This window comes from Arthrobacter glacialis, assembly GCF_002909415.1.
In the GTDB taxonomy this organism is placed as follows: domain Bacteria; phylum Actinomycetota; class Actinomycetes; order Actinomycetales; family Micrococcaceae; genus Specibacter; species Specibacter glacialis.
On record NZ_PPXB01000004.1, the window covers coordinates 286224 to 308134 of the forward strand.

Sequence of the window (21911 nt, forward strand, 5' to 3'; positions counted from 1 at the left end):
CGCGGGGGTGCCTGCCGCAGCTTGTACGCCGGCGTGTGAGCTGTATTACCCACCAGTTAACCAGCTAAGACAACAAATGGCAACCGCTTGCCAACATTTTCTTTAATTTCTCATATCCCCTCCGCGCCGCCACCACCCCATCCCCTTAAGCCGAACGGGCAGTAGTTGTTGATGTTGGGCGAGAACATCAACAACTACTGCCCGTTCACGGTGGCTTGAGGCGGCTTGCTGGAAGCTATCCCTGCGCCGCGCCATCCTCAGCGGCAAAGCCATCCGCCAGGACCGTCACGGCAGCAACAGCCGCTGCATCGCCTGCCAGCTGCGCATCCAGAATGGCCATCAGGGCCACGAGATCCGCCCCGGAGTCCAGCTTCAACGCCGCCACCAGCTCGGTTGCGGCAGAATCCGCAATGGTCGCTCCACTTTGGTGAGCTCGTCGCAGGAAAGCCACCCATGCGGCGATCATCCTGGCAGCACCGGTGCCGGAATGCCCGGCAGCCAGCTCGGCCTTCAACACCGGCACGGCACGCATGCGCAGCTTGCTGGATCCGTCCATGGCGATCTGGGCCAGGTGGTGGGCTATCCGGGCATTGCCGAACCGCTCCAACAGTGCAGCACGGTAGGCAGGAATGGCCAGGCCCTCGGCTGGCAGGTTCGCCTGGGCCTCGTCCCAGAATTCGGTGATCCAGGCAGCGCACACAGGGTCAGCCAAGGCTTCCGCCACGGTGGTGTGTCCCTTGAGCTGACCGGCGTAGGCCATGAGGGAGTGTGAGCCATTGAGCAACCACAGCTTGCGGTTCTCAAAGTGCTCAATCTCGTCCACAAACACAGCTCCTGCGCTGGCCCAATCCGGGCGCCCGGCGGGGAAATCACCGCTGAGAACCCAGTCGCTGAAGGGTTCGGTCACCACGGGCGAGGAGTCCACGTAGCCACACTCCGCCGCAACCAACGCGATTTCGGCGTCGGTGGTGCGCGGGGTGATCCTGTCAATCGAGGTGCCCACAAAACTGACATTTTCGGCAATCCATGCACCCAAGCCGGGATCTACGACGTCGGCCAGGCCACCAATGGCGGCGCGCGCGGCAATCGCATTGTTGGCCAGGTTGTCGCACGAGACCACGGCGATGGGGCCCGTGCCGGCGCTGCGGCGCGCTGCCAGGGCCTGGACGAGACGGCCGGCAGCTGTCACGGTGGCGGCGTCGTCCTGGCCACCGGCCGTGAGTGTGCGCAGGACATCAATGTCGTCCTGGACTGCCGGGTTTGACAGGTCCAAGGAGCCGTCGGCCGCCAAGTTGTAGGCTGCCTCGGTGATGGTCAGGGTGACCAAGGCCGTGGCCTGAGCTGCAACCAGACGGGAAAGCGCTGCTACATCGGCGCCGTCGTGAGCTTCCACGATGGAGGTCATGAGCTCAAACTTGTCGCCACTGCCACCGCGTTCGATCAAGGTGTAGAGACCGTCCTGGGCGGACAGTGCAGTGGCCGCGGCGGGGTGGCGGCCGGTGAACGCCGCAATTCCCCATTGCGCACCGTCGCTTGCATGCTGGGTGTACCACGCCTGGTGGGCGCGATGGAAGGCACCGAGACCCACGTGGACAATGCGCACGGGTGCGGGCGGTACCGCGGCGGCGTTGCTGCGGTTCAGGGGCTTGACTGCTGTCATGGCGGGACTGGTTTCCGTTTCCTGGCTGGTGGTCATTGAGGTGCTCACAGCTTGAACGCGCGGCGGGGGGCGGCGTCAACAATGTCGACGATGATCTGATGGGCGCGGGCTTCGCTGACCCGGCTTTCAGCCACCAGGCGGGCCAAGAAGGCAGCCTCAATGCGGCGTGAGGTGTTGTGGCGGGCCGGGATGGAGCAGAAGGCGCGGGTGTCGTCAATGAACCCCGACGAACGCGAGAAACCTGCGGTCTCGGTGACGGCGGCGCGGAAGCGCAGCATGGCGTCGGGTGCATCAAGGAACCACCACGGGGCGCCAATGAAGACCGACGGGTAGAACCCTGCCAGCGGGGCGATTTCACGGGAGAAGGCGGTCTCATCGATCGTGAAGGGGATGAAGTGGAACCCCGGCGCCGTGCCGAAGTCCTCCAGCATGGGGCGCAGCGCCTCGGTGTAGCTGACGGCAAAGGGGATGTCATGGCCGGTGTCGGCGCCGAACTTGTTGAACGATTCGGTGTGGTGGTTGCGGAAGACACCGGGGTGGATGGTCATGACCAGGCCGTCGGCCACTGACATGCGGGCCATCTGGTAGGTCATGTGGGCTTCGAAAACGTCGGCGTCAACGGCCGTTGCTTCGCCGCGGCGGGCCTTTTCAAACAAGGCCTCAGCGGTGGTGGTGTCCAGGCGCAAGGTCCGTGCCGTGCGAACCCCATGGTCTGCGGAGACGGCACCGTGCTCCACAAAATATTGTCGGCGGTTTTCCAGGGCGCGGATGTAACCGGCATAGCCGGTGAGGCCGTCGCCGGCGACACTGATGAGCTTCTCCACGCGCTCGGCCCAGCCGGCGGCGGCAAACTTGATGTAGGCGTCGGGACGGAACGTGGGCAGAACCCTGCCCGTGAAACTGGGGTCCTTGGCGATCGCGGCGTGGGCAGCCAAGTCATCCAGCGGGTCATCGGTGGTGGCCAGTACCTCAATATTGAAGTCCTTGAACAGCTGGCGGGGCCGGAATGCCGGGCTCTTGAGCTTGGCATCGAGCTCATCAAAGAGCGCGTCGGCATTCTCGGCATTGACCTCGCGGCTCAGGCCAAAGACGTGCTCAAAGGAATCGCGCATCCAGTAGCCTGAGGCCGTACCGTCAAAGAGCGGCCAGGCCTTGGCGAACTCGCGCCAGGTCTCCCTGGGTTCCACGGCCGAGGTGCCGCCCACACGCAAGTTTTCCAGGGGGACCCCGCTGGCGTGAATGAGCCTGGTGACGTAGTGGTCCGGGCTAACCAGCAACGTTGCCGGATCAGGGAATGGGGTGTCCAGTTCCAGCATGGCGGCGTCAACGTGGCCATGCGGGGAAATGATGGGGAGGTCTTCAACGCGGGCCAGCAGCTCCCGGGCGATGGCGCGGGTGCCGGGATCGGCGGGCAGCAGCCGGTCGGGATCGGCGGCCGGTGACAACGATGTCGCGGCAGGCGCCTCGGAAGTGGTCTCTGTTGATGAAGGGAAATGTGACATAGGTCAATCGTCCATGTAATTTACCCACTTTGTCAACCGGTTGCCAAATATTGCCACAACAGTTCCCTGGACGTTCAGGAGCCCTTGACACGTCCCGTGGAGCCACGCAAAACCAGCTCGGTTGGCAGGGCCGGAAGCGTTGGGGCCGCGTCTGCGTGATCAAGTGCAGCCAAGACGTGCTGGAGGGCCGCCGCACCCAGCTCACCGAGGGGCGATTTAATGGTGGATAGTGGCGGGGTCGTGAAATCAGAACCAAAAATATTGTCGAAGCCCATGATGCTCAAGTCATTGGGAATCTCCAGGCCGGCAGCCTGAAGCTCCCGCATGAGACCAATGGCCATCAGATCGTTGTAGCAAATGACGGCCGTGGCCGTGCCAGCCCGCACCGTAGCAGCGGCGCGGCGGCCGCCGTCGACCGTTGGCTGGCTGGAAGCCACCACTGCGGCCATTATGCCATGCCAGTCACACCGCGCCTTGATGCTCTCCCAGCGTCGAGCCGACATCCACGACCGTTCCGGCCCAGCTACGTATGAGATTTCTGTGTGACCCATGTCAGCCAAGTGCCGAACAGCGTCACTCACCCCGGCATCGGCATCTGCAATGACGCTGGGTACGCCGTCAACATTGCGGTTGATGACCACCACCGGCTTTTTTGCAGCCAATGAAGCAATTTCCTCATCGGAGAGACGCGGGCTCGCAAGGATAAGACCGTCCACAGTGGCCAGCATGCGCCGGGCAGCTGTCAGCTCCAAGTCAGCAGACTCCGCGGACTCGGCCAGCATCAGGGTGTAGTCCCTGGCGGAAGCGGCAGATTCAGCGCCGCGGATGACGTCAAAGAACGCGGGGTTGGTGATGTCGGAGACGATCAGGCCTATGGTTTGCGTGCGCCCGGTGGGCAAGGCGCGGGCAAAGACGTTGACTTGATAGTTCAGTTGCTCAGCGGCATCCATGATCTTTTGCGCGGTCTTGGCACTGACACGGCCGGGTTTGCTGAGGGCACGTGACACCGTTGACGGGTTGACGCCGGCAAGCTCAGCAATGTCATAGATCGTGGGCGAGGACTTGCCTGCTCGTAGGGTGGGAACAGCGCTCCGAGGCGTGTTGCCGGTCTGGTCTATGTCAGTCAAGTCATTCCTCCGCAATTGGTTGCCACTTGCCAGCTTAACGCACAACTGGCCAGCACCGTCGAAGGGGACGGAACTGGCCAGTTGAGAAAGCTAGACGCCGTGAAGGCGCTTATGCGCGTTCGGCGTACTTGCCTTCTTCACGAATGCGGTCATTGAGCAGCCTCAAGAACTCGTCTTCGTCAAAGTCGAGACCCACTTCTTCGCCCTTCCAACTGGAGAGATGGATGGCGTTGGCCAAGCGCACGCCCTTGATACCGTCGGAACCCGGTGCCAGCAGCGGTGTTCCATCGAGGATGTTGGCGGCGAAATTTTCCAGAACCCCTGCGTGCTGGGCGCCCCAGACGGACTCAAACTCTACGATCTCGGTGGATCGGTATTCGTCCATGTCCAGCTGGCCCATGAACAACTTGCGGACATCGTCCAGGCCCATGCTTTCGCTGATCTCGCGTTCCTTCTTCTTCAGGCGCGTCACGGTGGCGGTCTTGCTGCCTTCCACGACGATCTTTCCCTGGTCTCCCAAGATTTCGAAGCGGTCGGTGCCGATCATGTCGTGCGTTGCCGTGACAAACGTGCCCGTGGCGCCGTTGCCGTAATCAACCAACGCGGTGACCTCATCCTCAACCGCAATGTCGCGGCGGAAGCCGTACGAGACCTTGGCAAAGACAGACTTCGGCACGCCGCAGATCCACTGCCACAGGTCCAACTGGTGCGGAGCCTGGTTGACCAGAACGCCGCCGCCCTCGCCGCCCCAGGTTGCACGCCATTCGCTGGAGTTGTAGTAGCCCTGGGGACGCCACCAGTTGGTGATGATCCAGTTGGTGCGCAAGATGTTCCCGATCTCGCCGTTGTCGACGATCTCCTTCAAGCGCTGGTACAGCGGGTTGTTGCGCTGGTTGAACATGATGGCAAAGGACAGTTCCGGCCTACTCGCGGCAAATTCGTTGAGTTCGGCAACCTGTTTGGTGTAGACGCCAGCAGGCTTTTCGACGAGCGCGTGGATGTTGCGCTTGAGCGTTTCCATGCCCATCTCGGGGTGGAGGTAGTGCGGGACACAGGTGACGACGGCGTCCACGTCGCCACTGTCCAGCATGGTCAAGTAATCGTCGTAAACCTTGACGTCGGGGTAGGTCTCCGTGGCAAGTTCACGCTTGGCCGGGTCGATGTCCGTGATGGCACCAATAACCATGTTCGGGACCAGCCCGGAGGTGATGAACTTGGCGTAGGCGCCGCCCTGCTGGCCGAGGCCAATAATGCCCAGGCGTACTTTGTTACTCACTGGTGTTGCTCCATTTCGTTGCAGTAATTCAGGGTGAATTTCTTGATCGAGACTCAAGCGTCAGAAGAGATCGCCAAAGCCCATGGTGGTGAGGTTGCGGTGCGAGGTTTCCAGGGCTTCCCAAACGGTGCGCCCGTACAGTTCGTCCTGTTCAACGAGCAGATACTGGGCGCCAGCAGCTTCTGCTGCGGGAATGATGGACGGGAAATCGAGGTTGCCCTCGCCCACCTCGGCGAACTGGACCACGTTCTTGAACTCAGTCATGAAGTTCACGAAGTCACCGCTTTCCAAGTAGCCAAGGGCCGACTCCGGCATTTGCCCAATCCGGTAGTCCTTCAGGTGAACCATGGCGGTGCGGCCGGAATACTTCTGAAGTGTCCGCACGGGGTCAAGTCCGCCGCGCTGCACCCAGTGGACATCGATTTCCAAGCCCATGGCGGGCGAGTTTTCATTAATGATGTCCAGCATGTACTTGCCATCAAACTTCGCGAACTCAATGTGGTGATTGTGGTAGTACAGGCTGATGCCGTGCTCTGCCAGGCGTTCGGCGTAGCCGTTGGTTTCCTTGGCAAATTCAATGACTGCGTCGATCGACGTCATTGCTCCGAATGGCAACATGCCGATCCGTACGAGGTTTGTGTCAAGACGCTTGGCATCGTTGACGATCTTCTCGAAGTCTTCTTGGAGGGATTCCCCTGGGCGGCCCACGGGCTTTTCCATCATGACCGACAGCGAAGCCACATCCATGCCCAGCTCCGTCTGCGCCTTTTCCAGTTCGCCGACGTTTTTTTCGTCCATGGGGATCTGGGAAATCTCGACGGCGTTGTAGCCCAGTTCGCTAACTTTGCGGAGCGTCTCAAAGGCGCCCGCTTCCGCAAAGCTGTCCTTGAGCATCATTGCCTGTACACCGATTTTTGCCACGATATTCCTTTCGTTGGACGGGGCATGAATGCCCCGTCCGGCACTTACTTGACGTTTAAAATCTTGCGTGACGGCTAGGCCGGCACAGAGGCGGCGGCTTCGATCCGCTGTGCTTTCAGCAGCTCGTGCCTGTCTTTCCGGCGTTTTTCCTGCCGGTCAGGATCCGGCACGGGTGAGGCCAGGAGAAGTCGCTGCGTGTAGGGGTGTTCCGGTGTTCGGGTGACCACCTCGGCAGTTCCCTGTTCAACGATCTCCCCGCGGTACATGACAGCAACGCGGTGGCTGATGTGCCGCACAACGTCCAGATCATGGGAGACGAACAGGTAGGAGACGCCCGTGTCCCGCTGGATCTGCAGGAAGAGGTCAAGGACCACCGCCTGGGTGGAAAGATCCAAGGCACTGACCGGCTCATCACACACAATGAGTTTCGGAGACAGCGCCAGCGCACGGGCGATCGCCACGCGCTGGCGCTGGCCGCCACTGAATTCCCGGGGAAGCCTGTGGATGGCGTCCGACGGCAGGCCCACCTGATCCAGCAGTTCACGAACTCGACGTTTGGCCTCGGTGGGCGATTTCCCCTGCACGCTCAGCGGTTCTGCGAGGATGTCGCCGATTTCCAAGGCCGGGTTCAGGGACGTGTAGGGGTCCTGGAAAACAACCTGCAGGTCCCTGCTGAGGGCCCGGCGGTCCTTGCGGCTGGCGTGGCTGATGTCTTTTCCCTCAAACGTGATGGTGCCCTGGGTAACAGGCGCCAACCCCAGCACGGCTCGACCCAAGGTGGTCTTGCCGGAACCGGACTCCCCCACCAGGCCCAAGGTCTCTCCCGCCTTGATGGAAATGTTGATGTCCGTCAGGGCGCGGAAGGGTTTGGCCCGGAAATGCTTGGTGGGGTACTCGACCACCAGTGAATCAACGCTCAGCAGACTGCCGTCCAGGTTCTGCCCCGGCGTTGCCAGCGTGCCGCTGTTCTGGAAAGTGCTCACTGTGCTGCCTCCGTGCCCGCCGCGACGAGCATAGTCATGGGTTCCTTGCCTTCAAGCATGGACCCCAGGAGTTTCTGGGTATAGGGGTCGGCCGGATTGCGCAGGATCTCCCGCACAGGGCCTTCTTCAACCAGTCGGCCGTTCTGCATGACCACAACACGGTCGCACAGGTCGGCCACCACGCCGAAGTTGTGGGTAACCAGGATGACACCGACGCCCAGGCGCTTTTGTAGGTCCCGGATCAAATCCAACACGTCCGCCTGCACCGTCACGTCAAGTGCTGTGGTCGGCTCATCGGCGATGATCAAATCGGGCTCACAACTGATGGCACCGGCGATAAGCACCCTCTGGGCCATTCCACCGGACACCTCATGGGGGTACGCCTTGAAGGTCCGGTCCGGGTAGGTGATTCCCACATCGGAGAGCAACTTCATCGCCCGATTGGTTGCTTCAGCCTTGGAAATGCCCAGCACGCGCACCATGGGCGTGACCAGCTGGTAGCCGATGGTGAAGGCCGGGTCCAGGTTGCTCATGGGTTCCTGCGGAATGTAAGAGATCCGCTTGCCGCGCAGCTTGGAGAGCCGATCCTGATTAACGGTATCGTCGCCCGGAGCCACGGTGTAGTCGCCATCAAATTGAATGGCCCCACCCACAATGCGTGCAGTGTCCGGCAGCAAACCCAGGATGGAGAAGGCAGTCTGCGACTTCCCGGAGCCGGACTCCCCCACGATCCCGAGAATTTCTCCACGGTCAACGTGGAAGGAAACGTCATCCACCACCTTCTTAATGGATCCATCAGCTTGAGGGTAGCCAACGCCGAGATTGGTGACCTTGACCAGATGGTGCTCTGTTCCAGATTCGACGGCGGCAACAGCCTTGCGGGATGCCCGCGTAACAGTGGGGCTTGGGCCGGATGTCGCTGTCGCGGCCTTGTCGGCCGGCTTCTTGCGGTGCTTGATCTTCTCGCCGTCTTCCATGGCATCGCGGATGGCATTGCCGAGCAGGACCAGCGCCCCAATGGTGAGCGACATTGCAAAGGATGGCCAGAACAGCAACTCGGGCTTGAGATAAACATTCTTGAAGCCTTCGCTCAGCATGACGCCCCAGGTTGCCTTGCTGGGATCGCCCAGGCCAAGAAATTCGAGTCCGGACTGGATGGCGATGGCCACCCCGGCAATGGCGGCCGTCTGGATGATGACAGGCGCTCGAACCACGGAGAAGATGTGCCGGACGATGATGCTGCGGTCCGAAAGCCCCGAAACTCGGGCAGCGTCCACGTAAAGTTCGTTGCGCACCGATTGGACAGCCGTCCTGGTGAGGCGAAAATAGGCCGGGCTGATCAGAACGCCGAAGGCGATCATGGAAATCCACACCGACGGTCCGAAAGCAGCTCGGATCGTGAGCAGGACGATCAGTCCAGGCAGGCTCATGAGGATGCTTACCACCCAGTTGGAGACTGCTTCAAATCTTCCGGCATAGTAGCCCGCTATCAGGCCCGCAGGCAGGCCAATGGCCACGGCCACGCCTGCACAAAGCAGTGCGGACAGCAAAGTCAGCCGCGCACCAAAGAGCAGCCGGGACCAGATATCCCGTCCGGCGCTGTCGGTGCCCAGAATATTGACGCTATCCGGACTCGCGAGGGTCTTGGCGATATTGGCGTAGTTCTCCTCGAAGGGCGCCAGGACGTCGGCGAAAGCGGCTAGCAGAGCAATCCCCAACAAAATGACGATGGCAACGATGCCGAGAGGATTCTTGAACAGTCGCTTGAGAACCGTTGAACGAACGACGGTCCCCGACTGGCCTGGCGTTCCGGGGGCAGGAGTCAGGGCTGAGGTATTGACGGACTCGGTCACGAGACACGCACCTTCGGGTTGAGCCAGCCGTTGAGCAGGTCCACCAGCAGGTTGACCACAATCACAACGACGACGGTGTACATAACGATGCCCATCACCACGGGCAGGTCACTCTGAGCTGTTGCGGTGACGGCGAGCGGGCCCATGCCTGGCAAGGCAAAGATCGATTCGAGAATGACCACACCGCCAAGCATGCCGATCAGTTGGAGGCTGAGCACTGTTAGCCCGGCCGGCGCGGCACTGCGCAGTACGTGCTTGAAGAGGATCTCGCGTTCGCCAATGCCGCGGCTTCGGAGCGTGCGGACGTAATCGCGTTCGAGCTGTTTGATGACGGCGCTGCGGATTTGCTGTGCACCGCCTGTCACACCATTGATCAACAACGCGATCACCGGAAGCGTCATGGACATCACCCATGCGTTGAGCGGAGCCCCTGGCGAAATGGTGCTGGTGGCGGGGAATAGCCCCGCCTGAATGGCCAATACCGTCACCAGGATAACGCCGATGACGAACCCGGGAATGGAGTCACCAATGATCGCACCGATTTGAACCACCCGGTCCACCCAGCCACGTTTGACGGCAGCAGCGACGCCAATGAGGGTGGCTATGATGGCAATCAGAATCATGGCGGTGATCACCATGGTCATCGTGACCGGAATGCGGGTGGCAAGTGAGTTGGTGACCGGTTCTGAACTAAACCAGGAAGCACCAAGATCACCGCGCAGTGCGTGGGTCAGCCAACTAAAGTAGCGGACGAAGAGTGGCTGGTCTAGCCCAAGTTCAGCTTCCTTGACCAACAGCTGCTCCGGCGTTGCCTGGTCTCCGAGAATGTTGCGGGCAATGCTGCCGCTGGAAGCATAAAGTAGGACGAAGGTAAGGACCGAGACAGTGAGCAGGACTACAAGTCCGCTACCGAGGCGCTTGAGGATGAATGTGATCATTGCTGGCTCCGTTGAACTGGCATGTTTGGCTACCTCGTTCCGGCGCCTCTCCCCCTAACAGGGCGGGGCGCCGGAACTGGAAGGCTACTTGGCTGGGATTACTTGGCCGGGGAGTAGTTGTAGATCGACGGGACTGCTTGCTGAACCTGGGGCTCAACATTGACCTTGTCGTTGTGGTAGTACATCTGATTGATCCTGAACAGCGGGGCGAACCAAGCCTGGTCGACGACGTACTTGTTGACTTCCTGCGCGGCCTTTCCGGCCTCCGTCCCAGCTGTTTGGACGGCATCGATCTTGGCCTGCAGCTCAGGGGTGGTGTTCTTGAACGGGTTGTACAGCGCCTTAGTGGAAACCATCTGGTTAATGGCAACCCACGGCTCACCTTGGAACAACTGGAAGTAGAGGCTGGTGTACTTCTGTGAGGCGACATCGCTGGTGAAGGTATTCGCCAGGGCCGCACCAATGTTCAAAGTAATGCCAACATCAGCCAGCTGTTGCTTCAGTACCGCCAGAAGTGACTCGATGCCCGAGTACGTCGGCACATCCAGTGTCACTCCGGATTCGAATCCGGCTTCTTTCAGCAAAGCCTTGGCCTTAGCCGGGTCGTAAGGGTACTTGTTCTCAAGATCCTCAACCCATGCTCCACTTGCCTTGCCGAAGGGCTGCGAGGTGGGCGTACCCTGGCCCAAAAGCACCTGGTCAAGAATGGTCTTGCGGTCAAACGCGTAGTTGATGGCTTGGCGGACACGAACATCCTTCAAGGCCGGATTCTTGGTGCCATCGCGGTCCAGGAGCAGGAACCCCTGCCAGTCAACCTCGTTCGAGGCCAAGATCATTTTGGCACCCTCAGCCTGCTTTCCCGTCTTGGGGTCCAGGAGGGTGGCATCCACCTGCCCGGAGACCAGGGCGTTCGTGCGGGCCGTCAGGTCGGCGAGGATCTTGAAAGTCAGTTTGGTGTACTTCTGCAGGTCCTTGTTCCAGTAGCCTTCGCGGGCATTGAAAACGGTCTGCGAATCCTTGACGGAAGATGCTTTGTCCATGACGTACGGACCGCTGCCAACGGGCTCCGTCTTGATGCCTTCAGTTTCCAGCGCCTTGGGGCTTCCCATCAGGCCGGCCGCCTGGCTGAGGTAGTACTCCAAAGACGGATCCGGGGAAGCGAGGTTGAGTTCGACGGTGTCAGCGTCAACGACCTTCACCTCCGAAACGGCCGTGAGCTGGGGCATCTGCGGGCCGTTGGCTTTCTTGAAGTGATCAAGATTGGCCTTGGCCGCCGCTGCGTCGAACTTGGCGCCGTCGCTGAACGTGACGTCCGTACGCAGGTCCACTGTCAGCACAGTGTTGGTGTCGTTATACTTCCACGCCGTAGCCAGCATGGGGCTCAGCTTGCCGTCAGGTTCACGCAGCAGCAAGGAGTCGTAGACGGCCTGATAGGGCTGAAGCAGGTGTCCCACGTGCGCCTGGGCAGGATCCCAGGAACGGACATCATTAAGCGTGCCCAGGGTGAGTGCCGTGGCAGCTGCGTCGGCGCCGCCGCCGTTATTGCTGCCGCCGCCGCAGGCGGTCAGGGCAAGCGCAGAAGCAGTAAGAACTGCCACGACTGTGGATTTTGGACCAAACTTCATTGTTGGCTCCTTGTTCATAAAGATCTTGTTCAAAAGGGTTGGGGGTCTGTCTAAACTCAATGTGTCTTGCGCCACATTTGATGTTGTAGGGAACACGCTACTGCCGATGCAACATTTTGGCAACCGATTGTCATGAAATGGCGAAAATTGTTACATGCACGCATCGAAAGTTCAGGATTCTAGGTATTTTTGGGCACCATATAACGGCAATCGGTTGTTATCCATGACAATTCCAGGTGCGTCAAATGCCGTCCTGGCGGTCATTGCTAGGAGACCTCTGCCAGCTTGTCCGGGTAGCTTTGGGCGTAGACGTTCTTGATGATGCGCAGAGTCTTGAGGGCTTCGGCGGGGTCGATCCAAAAAGGTCCGTCCTGGCCAAGCTGGGCATAGAAGTCGGCAATCAACAGCTGGTGTGAGACACCCCAGTAGTCGCGCCCGCCGGACGCGGCACGCCGCTCTTCAACCACTTCCACCCGGCCGTCGTCGTGGGTGATGGTCAGGTCCCCGCGCAGGTGCAGGGTGGCTTTCTCCGCGACTATGTCCACCGTGACGGGCGCATTGACAGAGTTGGCAAGGGTTGCGTAAAAGACGCTGCGGACCGCGTTGCCGTGCGAGAGCACCAGTTCCGCGGTGTCTTCGACATCAATGGTCTCGCCCAGCGCATGCGTGGCTGCGTGGCCCGACACCGCCGTGACCCCTCCCATCATCCACTGGAGCAGGTCCAGGGTGTGGATGGCCTGGTTCATGAGCAGGCCCCCGCCACCACCGGACCAGCTCCCGCGCCATGGCCGGTTCTGGTAATAGGCGGCGTCCCGGAACCACATCACGGTTCCCGAACCACCCTGGAGGGCACCAAATTCGCCGCTGGCGAGCCGCTCCGCCATGGCCTGCACCGCCTGGTTGTAGCGGTTTTGAAAGCAGATGCCGATCCGTGCCGTACTGGCGGCGGCAGCGGCAGCCAGCCGTTCGCCGTCGGCCAGGGTGCTGGCCAACGGCTTCTCGCTGATCACGTTGATGCCGCGCTCCAGCGCCGCGATGGCCGGGTCGGCGTGCTGGTTGTGGGGCGTGCAGACATGGACCACGTCGGGGCGCACCTGATCCAGCATGGCCGCCAGATCGCTATACCCCGGCACGCCATAGGTCGCTGCGGCAGTGGCCAAACGGCCCGGATCGGTGTCACACACCGCCACCAGCTCGGCGCCGTCGATGGCGGAAATCGCCTCGAAGTGAACTGTGGCAACGTCTCCGGCTCCGATGACGGCAATTCTGGGCATGGTGACTCCTTTGTCTGGTGGTGGGTGCGGCAAACTGATGGGGCGCAGCAGGGGATGGCGGGCCGTTTAGGCGAGCGTTACGCCGATCGCGTCCGTGGCGGTGCGGAAGGCCCGAGCTGCCTCGCCGAATGCTGCGGGGCCGGAGAATCCGCCCAATTCGTGCTGAGCTGCAAGGTGCGGTTCGAGCGAGGCAAATCCGGTGTAGCCGTCCTGGCTCAGGGCGGTCAGCGTCTCCACCAGCTGGCCGTCGCCACGGCCCGTGGGGACCACTTCGCCGCTGCCTGCGATGGCGTCCTTGACCTGAAGGTATTCCAGGTACGGGCGGAGCATGGCGTAGGCGTCCGTGTAGGGCTTGACGCCGACCTGGACAAAGTTGGCGTTGTCCCAGGCGGCGCGCAGCGCCGGGGAGTTCACAGTCTGAAGGAGGTCCAGGACGCGCTCGGGAGTGTCACCGTAGATGTCCTTTTCGTTTTCGTGGATGAGCACCACGCCGGCCCTCTCGGCTTCGGCGGCCAGCAGCGTGAGGCGTTCCATGACGGCGTCGCGAATGTCCTCGGGGCTCTTGTCCTCGGCCCGGAAGAAGGAGAACATGCGGATGTAGCGGGTGTCCAGGGCCTTGGCAACGTCAATGATGCGGCGCAGGCGCTCCACCTCGTGGGCTGCCGGAAGGCTGGCATCAACCTTGCCGATGGGGCTGGCCACGGCGGAAACCTTCAGTCCCGACTCGTCCAGGATCGCTTTCAGTTCAGCCACTTGGGCCTCAGATAGTTCAACAACGTTGACGCCCCAGGCGCTGCGCACCTCAATGTGCGATGCGCCCAAGGCGAGCATGACTGCCGCCTGAATCTTGGGATCGGGGTCAATTTCGTCGCCGAAGCCGGAAAGAGCCCAGGTGGGATTTGAGGTGCTGGTCAAGGGTGCCTCCAGGTTGGGTGGGTGTGTCACTTGTTGCCGTGCGGTTTGCGCCGCACCATCCGGGCTGACCTGCGGCAGATGCCGCATTCTCCTTGATGGTGCCGGTGACTCATTTCACACGCCGCCCTTATGCTGTGAAGTTTAGCGCCGATACAACTCAATGACAACCGATTGCCATTTCTGGCCATTATCCGTATTCTTGCGATTAGGACAGTGCTGTCCATCACATTTTGACCGTTGGTGCAACGCAGCGCCACGACCCTCCCCCACAAGGACGTGCCCCATGAGTGCTCCCCCCAGCACTACCCCGGATGCCGGCTCAGGAGCCCTGCCCCGGAAGCCTGCAACGATTCACGATGTCGCAGCGCTTTCCGGAGTCGCAGCCTCAACCGTCTCGCGGGCCTTGTCCACCCCTGCCCGGGTCAACTTCCGCACCCGCGCCCGCATCGAGGCAGCCGCCGCGCAGCTGAACTACGTTCCCAATGCCCAAGCCAAGGCGCTGAGCTCGGGCCGAACCAAGGCCGTTGCCGTGCTGGTTGCCGACATCACCAACCCGTTCTACTTTGACATCATCCGCGGCACCCAACTCCAGCTCAAGGCCGCCGGCTACACCCAGTTGCTGGTGGACACGGAAGAGTCCGACGAGGTTGAGGTGAATACGATTGAGCAGCTGCAGAACACGGCTGACGGCATCATCCTGACAGCATCCCGGCTCTCCGACGATGCCCTGGCGCAGGTTGCCGCAAAGATGCCGCTGGTCACCATCAACCGGAGCGTCCCCGGCGTTCCATCAGTTGTTCTGGACACGCCCACGGCAACCAACCAGGCACTTGACCACCTGATCTCCCTGGGCCATTCGCACATCGCCTATCTGGGGGGTCCGGAAACCTCAAGTTCCAATATTCGCCGCTGGGAGGCGCTGACCGCGGCCGCGCAGGTACGCAGCGTGGATGTTGTCCGGCTGGGCCCCTTCGCCCCGCGGACCTACGCCGGTGCTGCCGCGGCGGACGCCTTGGTCCACTCCGGTGCCACCGCTGGCATAGCCTTCAACGACCTGCTGGCCATCGGCATGCTCCAACGGCTCCAGGCCCGTGGTGTCAAGGTGCCCGAGGACATCAGCATTGTTGGGTGCGATGACATCTTCGGCGCCGACTTCTGCAGCCCACCGCTGACCACCGTCACTGCTCCGGTGGAACAGGCCGGACGGGTGGCGGTCACCATGCTTCTGAGCCAGATTGAGCCGGGCCGGGGGCTGCTCCCGCGCAGCCTGTCCGTCCTGCCAACCCACCTCACCATCCGGGGGTCCACAGGCCCTGTCCGGACCTAGCCTCCCACCCCTGCCGTGCCTGCCGAACGGGCAGTAGTTGTTGATATTTTACCAAAACATCAACAACTACTGCCCGTTCGGCAGGCAAAGAGGCAGCGTGGTTACCAGCTTTGCGGCAGCGGCCGGCCTTCCTCATAGCCGGCGGCCGACTGCACCCCCACAATGGCCCGGTCACGGAACTGTGCCAGCGACGCGGCACCCGCGTACGTGAAGGAACTGCGCAGCCCGGCCGTGATCATGTCCAGGAGATCCTCAACCCCCGGCCGGGCCGGATCAAGGTACATCTTGGAGGTGGAAATACCCTCCTCGAAGAGTCCCTTGCGGGCACGCTCAAACGCCTGGTCCCCCGAGGTCCGGTTTTGCACTGCCCGGGCCGAGGCCATGCCAAAGCTCTCCTTGTACAGGCGCCCGCCGGCATCGGTCTGCAAGTCTCCGGGACTTTCGTAGGTGCCGGCAAACCAGGAACCAATCATGACCTGGCTGGCGCCGGCGGCCAGGGCCAGGGCCACATCGCGCGGGTAGCGCACGCCACCGTCGGCCCAGACGTGCGCACCCAACGGCGCAGCCGCCGTCGAACATTCCAAAACGGCTGAAAATTGTGGCCTGCCAACAGCCGTCATCATGCGGGTGGTGCACATGGCGCCGGGGCCGACCCCCACTTTGAGAATGTCTGCACCGGCCTCCACCAGATCCTGCACGCCGGCGGCACTGACAACGTTGCCGGCGGCCACCGGCACCGCGGGGGCCAAGGCACGCACGGCGCGCAGGGCATCGAGCATCTTTGCCTGGTGGCCGTGGGCGGTGTCCACCACCAGGGCGTCAACCCCGTAGTCCAGCAGGGCAGCCGCCTTGGCCGCCACATCGCCGTTGATGCCCACGGCAACACCCACGCGGAGCCGGCCGGAATCGTCCAGGGCAGGCTGGTAGATGGTGGAGCGCAGGGCGCCGGTGCGGGTCAGCACACCCACCACCTCACCCCCGCGCAAAACAGGCGCGTAGTCGGTTCCGGCGGCATCCAGCACGGCAAAGGCGTGGCGCAGGGCCTCATCCGTGAGCGTCTTGGCCGCGGCGTAGTCCAGCACGCCGGCATCGGCCTGGGCGCGAATCCCATCAAAGGGTGCCGCATCAAGTGTCACCACATTGGAACGCATCACCGAGGCAAGGGAGGAAAACCTGTCCACGCCTTCGCAGTCGGCCCCCCGCACCACCCCCACAAAGTCGTTGCCATCAACCACCACCACGGCGTTGTGTGAACGCTTGCTCATCAGGTGCACGGCATCAATGACAATGTCCCCGGCCCCCATCAACAACGGTGTCTCATAGAGGGAGTCGCGCTGTTTGACCCACTCTGTGACGGTTTTTAGCACGTCCAGGGGAATGTCCTGCGGCAGTATGGCCATGCCGCCACGCCTGGCAACGGTTTCGGCCATGCGTTTGCCCGAAACGGCGGTCATGTTCGAAACCACCAGGGGAATGGTGGTGCCGGTGCCGTCACCGCTGGACAGGTCAACGTCCAGCCGTGAGGTCACGGTGGAACGCGACGGGACAAGGAATACATCTGAATATGTCAGATCGGTGGCTGGTTGGTTAAGAAAACGCATGGCACTCCTTGCAACTGTTGGACAGTCGGCGGCCGCCAGTCGGATCCAAGGGCCGCCCGGGTTTGAGTCTAACCAGCTAATCCGTCCATTCACCGCAAAAATGACGCACTTTTGAGCGTTGATCAGGGCGCGCCACATCACAGATTGGCCTACAAGCTAAATTGCTTACTAGACTTACTGCGGAACGGGTTTGTTGGACCCCAACCAACTTTCGAATAGGCTACGCAAGTTTGCGCCGTCAGCATCCGCCAGATTCGGGTGCCGTCGCCATGCGCAAGGTTGCACAGCGGGCAACAAGATCTCATGGAAGAGGCGTAATACACGTGCCAGAGCAATCCATCCACCGTCTACCCGAAGAATTTGGCGGCAACGAGTGGCTCGTCGATGAACTGTATGAGCGCTACAAGGGCGACAAAAGTTCCGTAGATGCCAAATGGTGGCCACTCTTTGAGGGTTTCGCTGCCGATGACGCAGCGGGCAACGGACGCCACACGGCTAGTCACGCCACGCCCATCACGGCCCAGATCCCGGTAGTTCAAGCCGCAACACCAGTTGCCAGTACGACGCCGGCACCCGCCGCCGCTGTTCGGGCACCTGCCGCTGAGGTTCCTGCCGAGACGGCCCAGCCGGTCGCTGCTGCTCCTGCCGCGGCGAAGGCACCGGCAGCCCCGCGGCCGCCGGCACCCGCCAAGGATGCGGCCCGCACCGGCACCACCCCCATCCCGGCCCAGCTGCCCAAGTCTGCCAAGAACAATGCCGTTCCTGAAGAGGCTGTCCAGACTGTGCTGCGCGGCCCGGCCAAGGCCATCGCCGTGAACATGATCAGCAGCCTGGAAGTCCCTACGGCCACCAGCGTCCGGGCCATCCCGGCCAAGCTGCTCATTGACAACCGTGTTGTCATCAACTCCAACCTTGCCCGTGCACGCGGCGGCAAGGTCTCCTTTACGCACCTGATCGGCTACGCCGTCATCAAGGCGCTGGGGCAGTTCCCCTCCATGAACGTGTACTACGACGAGATCGACGGCAAGCCCGTTGCCGTCCAGCCGCCGCACGTGAACTTCGGCATTGCCATTGACATGCCCAAGCCTGATGGCACGCGCCTGCTCATGGTGCCGAACATCAAGCGCGCCGAAACACTGAATTTCGCCGAGTTCTGGCGCACCTACGAGGACCTGATCAAGCGCGCCCGCGCCGGCAAGCTCACGGCGGATGACCACTCCGGGACCACCGTTTCACTGACCAACCCCGGCGGCATCGGCACGGTTCACTCTGTTCCGCGCCTGTCCAAGGGCCAGGCCGCCATCATTGGTGTTGGCGCACTTGACTACCCGGCCGAATACCAGGGCGCCAGCCCCAAGATCATCGCCCACAACGCAGTCTCCAAGATCCTGACGCTGACCTCCACCTATGACCACCGCGTCATCCAGGGTGCTGGCTCGGGCGAATTCTTGAAGAAGGTTCACCAGCTGTTGCTTGGTGCGGAAAACTTCTACGATGACATCTTTGAGTCCCTGCGCATCCCGTACGAGCCCGTGCGGTGGAGCCTTGACCTGCAGGTTGACCCGGCAGATGAGATCAACAAGGTTGCCCGCATCCAGCAGATGATCCACTCCTACCGAGTGCGCGGCCACCTGATGGCTGACACCGATCCGCTGGAGTATGTCCAGCGCAAGCACCCCGACCTGGACGTGCTCACCTACGGCCTGACATTGTGGGATCTTGACCGCGAGTGGCCCACGGGCGGCTTCGGCGGCAAAGCGAAACTGCTGCTGCGCGACATCCTGGGCGTACTGCGTGACGCGTACTGCCGCACCACGGGTGTGGAGTACATGCACATTCAGGAACCCGAGCAGCGTGAATGGTTCCAGAATGAGCTGGAGCACCCCTACTCCAAGCCGAGCCGCGAAGAGCAGCTGCGCATTGTCTCCAAGCTCAACTCTGCCGAAGCGTTTGAGACGTTCCTGCAGACCAAGTTTGTTGGCCAGAAGCGTTTCTCCCTGGAGGGCGGCGAATCCTTGATTCCGCTGCTGGACTCCATCATCTCCGACGCAGCCGACGACGGCCTGGACGAGGTTGCCATTGGCATGGCGCACCGTGGCCGCCTGAACGTGCTCACCAACATTGCTGGCAAGACCTACGCACAGGTGTTCCGCGAATTTGAGGGCACCCAGGACGTTCGCAGCGTGCAGGGCTCCGGCGATGTGAAGTACCACTTGGGTACTGAGGGCACTTTCACTTCCGACGCCGGCAACGAGACCAAGGTCTACCTCGCCGCAAACCCGTCCCACCTGGAAGCCGTTGACGGCGTCCTTGAGGGCATTGTCCGCGCCAAGCAGGACCGCCTGGACCAGGGCGAGAACTTCCCCGTGCTGCCCATCATGGTTCACGGTGACGCCGCCTTTGCCGGCCAGGGTGTTGTTGCAGAGACCCTGAACCTTTCCCAGCTGCGCGGCTACCGCACAGGTGGAACCATTCACATCGTTGTCAACAACCAGGTTGGCTTCACCACGGCGCCGTCGTCCTCGCGTTCCTCGGTGTACTCCACCGACGTGGCCAAGATGATCCAGGCCCCCGTGTTCCATGTGAACGGTGACGACCCCGAAGCTGTGGTGCGCACGGCCCAGCTGGCTTACCAGTTCCAGCAGCGCTTCCGCAAGGACGTTGTCATCGACATGGTCTGTTACCGCCGTCGCGGTCACAACGAGGGTGATGACCCCTCGATGACCCAGCCGCTGATGTACAACCTGATCGAGGCCAAGCGTTCAGTGCGCCGCCTGTACACCGAGGCCTTGATTGGTCGCGGCGACATCACCGAAGAGGAAGCCACGCAGCTGCTGCGTGACTACCAGGAACGCCTGGAACGCGTGTTTGCTGAAACGCACGCAGCCCAGACCTCCCCCATCCCGATCGTCACCAAGGATGCTGCGGCGGTTTCCGATCTGGAACGCCCCATTGCGCAGCAAAGCGATTCCGGCGTGAACGATCCCCAGGTGACGGCCATCAGCGCCGAAATGCTGGCCAAGATCGGCTCCGTCCACATGGCGATCCCGGAAGGCTTTGAGGTTCACCAGAAGCTCAAGCCCTTGCTGGAAAAGCGTGAGGCCATGTCCCGCGAGGGCAACATTGACTGGGGCTTTGGCGAACTGAGCGCCTTTGGCTCCTTGCTGCTTGAAGGCGTCCCGGTCCGCATGGCCGGCCAGGACTCACGCCGCGGCACCTTCGTGCAGCGCCACGCAGTATTCCACGACCGTGCCAACGGCAAGAACTGGACCCCGCTGCGCGACCTGAGCGAAGACCAGGCCAAACTGTGGATCTACGACTCCCTGCTCAGCGAATACGCTGCCATGGGCTTCGAGTACGGCTACTCCGTGGAACGTCCCGACGCCTTGGTGGTGTGGGAGGCCCAGTTTGGTGACTTCGTCAATGGTGCGCAAACCATCATCGATGAGTTCATCTCCTCCGCCGAGCAGAAGTGGGGCCAGCGTTCCTCACTGGTGCTGATGCTTCCGCACGGCTACGAAGGCCAGGGCCCCGACCACTCCTCAGCACGCATCGAGCGCTTCATGCAGATGTGTGCCGAAGAGAACATGATCGTGGCCAACCCGACCACACCGGCGTCGCACTTCCACCTGCTGCGCCGCCAGGCTTACCGCCGCCCGCGCAAGCCGTTGATCATTTTCACCCCGAAGCAGTTGCTGCGCCTGAAGGCTGCTGCTTCCTCGGTGGAGGACTTCACCACCGGCGGCTTCCGCCCGGTCATCGGCGAGCATGCTGCGTTGGAGAACAACGCTGTGGACCGCGTCATTCTGGTCTCCGGCCGCTTGTACTACGACCTGCTCGCGGCACGCGAGAAGGCCGGGGACAACAAGGCTGCCATCATCCGTGTGGAGCAGCTGTACCCGCTGCCGCTGGAGGAGATCAAGGCTGAGCTGGCAAAGTACCCCAATGCCGAGCTGGTCTGGGCTCAGGACGAACCTGCCAACCAGGGGCCGTGGCCGTTCATGGGCCTGAACCTGGCACCCGAGCTGGATCAGAAGCTGAGCCGGGTTTCACGCCCGGCGTCAGCGGCAACAGCAACAGGTTCTGCAAAGAACCACGCCGTCGAACAGACCTTGCTGATCAAGCAGGCGTTCGAGCGTAGCTAGAACACCATGGATGCCCGGTCTGCATTATCAGGCCGGGCATCTTTTCTTTGGACTTCAAAATTTGTAGGAATGAAAGGGGCGCCGTGGACAAGCGGGAACTGCGCATTGTGGCTGTGGGGGACGAGTTGGTTGCAGGTGTGGGCGATCCCCGCGCACTGGGCTGGCTGGGCAGGGTTTTGGCAAGGACTCCACAGGACACCATCACGGTTGAGCCGTTTGTCCTGGCGTGCCCGCGCGAGGGCACCGAGGCGCTGGCGGGACGCTGGCTGCACGAGGCCGGGCGCCGATTTGATGATTTCCACGAGAACCGGCTGGTCATAGGTCTCTCCGGCCGAGACATCGAGTACGGTCTCTCCACCGCCCGAAGCCGGCTGAATCTTGCCAACATCTTAGATGGCGCCACCCAGCTGAACATTCCCGTGTTTGTGGTGGGCCCGCCGCCGTCGTTGGATCCTGCGCTGAACCGGAAACTGGCCGAGCTCAACGCAGCCTTTGCCGATGTCACCACGCGGCGCAAGCACCACTACGTTGACACCTTTGCACCGCTGCAGAACCACGAGCAGTGGCGCAATGACGTGGCGGCCAACGCGGGCACCCCCGGCCAGGCCGGCTACGGCCTCATGGCGTGGCTGGTGCTGCACCGCGGCTGGTACCAGTGGCTGGACCTGCCCGAGTCCGCCTAGCCCGCCCCCCCTCTCCGCCGAACGGGCAGTAGTTGTTGATGTTTCCCCGGAACATCAACAACTACTGCCCGTTCGGCATTT

Annotated in this window: 15 protein-coding genes; 3 read left to right on the top strand and 12 right to left on the bottom strand. The window is 61.8% G+C overall.

Translation table 11 applies throughout. The annotated features are described in order from the left end of the window. Positions 1-235 precede the first annotated feature (235 nt). The 11 genes from CVS28_RS06605 to CVS28_RS06655 form a co-directional block, all read right to left on the bottom strand. On the bottom strand, positions 236-1660 hold the full coding sequence (locus CVS28_RS06605; protein WP_103481098.1) for a mannitol dehydrogenase family protein: 1425 nt from the start codon (positions 1658-1660) through the stop codon (positions 236-238). A gap of 44 nt (positions 1661-1704) precedes the next feature. After that, entirely contained in the window at positions 1705-3162 is a 1458-nt protein-coding gene (uxaC, locus tag CVS28_RS06610; protein WP_103481051.1) for a glucuronate isomerase, read from the bottom strand. Between the two features lie 74 nt (positions 3163-3236). After that, complete coding sequence (locus CVS28_RS06615; RefSeq protein ID WP_103464591.1) at positions 3237-4289, bottom strand: LacI family DNA-binding transcriptional regulator; 1053 nt, start codon at positions 4287-4289, stop codon at positions 3237-3239. Between the two features lie 109 nt (positions 4290-4398). Next, positions 4399-5565 (bottom strand): Gfo/Idh/MocA family protein, encoded by a 1167-nt coding sequence (locus tag CVS28_RS06620; RefSeq protein ID WP_103481052.1) that lies wholly within the window; start codon positions 5563-5565, stop codon positions 4399-4401. A gap of 60 nt (positions 5566-5625) precedes the next feature. Then, a complete protein-coding gene (locus tag CVS28_RS06625; protein ID WP_243399733.1) occupies positions 5626-6486 on the bottom strand; it encodes a sugar phosphate isomerase/epimerase family protein in 861 nt (286 codons plus the stop codon). Positions 6487-6560: 74 nt separating this feature from the next. Beyond that, positions 6561-7421: an ATP-binding cassette domain-containing protein gene (locus CVS28_RS06630; protein WP_103481099.1), complete on the bottom strand. Its 861-nt coding sequence runs from the start codon at positions 7419-7421 to the stop codon at positions 6561-6563. A gap of 44 nt (positions 7422-7465) precedes the next feature. Next, a complete protein-coding gene (locus CVS28_RS06635) occupies positions 7466-9322 on the bottom strand; it encodes a dipeptide/oligopeptide/nickel ABC transporter permease/ATP-binding protein (protein ID WP_103481053.1) in 1857 nt (618 codons plus the stop codon). After that, a complete protein-coding gene (locus tag CVS28_RS06640) occupies positions 9319-10260 on the bottom strand; it encodes an ABC transporter permease (protein ID WP_103481054.1) in 942 nt (313 codons plus the stop codon). The genes CVS28_RS06635 and CVS28_RS06640 overlap by 4 nt, the downstream gene beginning before the upstream one ends. 98 nt (positions 10261-10358) lie before the next feature. After that, positions 10359-11885: an ABC transporter substrate-binding protein gene (locus CVS28_RS06645; protein ID WP_103464596.1), complete on the bottom strand. Its 1527-nt coding sequence runs from the start codon at positions 11883-11885 to the stop codon at positions 10359-10361. 266 nt (positions 11886-12151) lie between these two features. Next, positions 12152-13159: a Gfo/Idh/MocA family protein gene (locus CVS28_RS06650; protein ID WP_103481055.1), complete on the bottom strand. Its 1008-nt coding sequence runs from the start codon at positions 13157-13159 to the stop codon at positions 12152-12154. 66 nt (positions 13160-13225) lie between these two features. Next, positions 13226-14074 (bottom strand): sugar phosphate isomerase/epimerase family protein, encoded by an 849-nt coding sequence (locus tag CVS28_RS06655; protein ID WP_243399744.1) that lies wholly within the window; start codon positions 14072-14074, stop codon positions 13226-13228. A gap of 283 nt (positions 14075-14357) precedes the next feature. On the opposite strand from CVS28_RS06655, the gene CVS28_RS06660 reads away from it, so the two are divergent. Continuing rightward, positions 14358-15401 carry a LacI family DNA-binding transcriptional regulator gene (locus tag CVS28_RS06660; protein WP_103481057.1) on the top strand — a complete coding sequence of 348 codons (1044 nt, stop codon included), beginning with the start codon at positions 14358-14360 and terminating at the stop codon, positions 15399-15401. 101 nt (positions 15402-15502) lie between these two features. Here the strand turns inward: CVS28_RS06660 and guaB1 are convergent, their stop codons facing one another. Further along, positions 15503-17002: a GMP reductase gene (guaB1, locus tag CVS28_RS06665; protein ID WP_103464600.1), complete on the bottom strand. Its 1500-nt coding sequence runs from the start codon at positions 17000-17002 to the stop codon at positions 15503-15505. Positions 17003-17325: 323 nt separating this feature from the next. Between guaB1 and CVS28_RS06670 the strand changes: the two genes are divergently transcribed. Together CVS28_RS06670 and CVS28_RS06675 are read left to right on the top strand one after the other, a co-directional pair. Beyond that, positions 17326-21147 (top strand): multifunctional oxoglutarate decarboxylase/oxoglutarate dehydrogenase thiamine pyrophosphate-binding subunit/dihydrolipoyllysine-residue succinyltransferase subunit, encoded by a 3822-nt coding sequence (locus CVS28_RS06670; protein WP_103464601.1) that lies wholly within the window; start codon positions 17326-17328, stop codon positions 21145-21147. Between the two features lie 83 nt (positions 21148-21230). Then, a complete protein-coding gene (locus tag CVS28_RS06675; protein WP_103464602.1) occupies positions 21231-21830 on the top strand; it encodes a GDSL-type esterase/lipase family protein in 600 nt (199 codons plus the stop codon). Positions 21831-21911 lie beyond the last annotated feature (81 nt).